This window comes from Bacillus cereus group sp. N14 (assembly GCF_016483555.1).
In the GTDB taxonomy this organism is placed as follows: Bacteria; Bacillota; Bacilli; order Bacillales; family Bacillaceae_G; genus Bacillus_A; species Bacillus_A wiedmannii.
Map to the genome: position 1 here is coordinate 1 of NZ_JAEHBQ010000135.1, position 237 is coordinate 237.

Genomic DNA, 237 nt, shown 5'->3' on the forward strand with positions numbered 1-237 from the left:
CGCCGCTGCGAAAGCGAGTCTGATTAGGGCGGGTAGGACGTGGTCGTAGACCCGAACCCCGGGGATCTACCCATCGCCAGGGTGAAGTTCAGGTCACACTGAATGGAGGCCCGAACCCCCGCACGTTGAAACGTGCGGGGATGAGGTGTGGGTAGCGGAGAAATTCCAATCGCACCGGGAGCGAGCTGGGTCTCCCCGAAGTAGCTTTAGGGCTTGCCTTCAGTGTAGGCGTCTGGG

1 rRNA gene is annotated in these 237 nt (G+C 61.6%); it reads left to right on the top strand.

The annotated features are described in order from the left end of the window. Positions 1–237, top strand: a 23S ribosomal RNA gene (locus JDS82_RS29430); the annotation flags it as partial.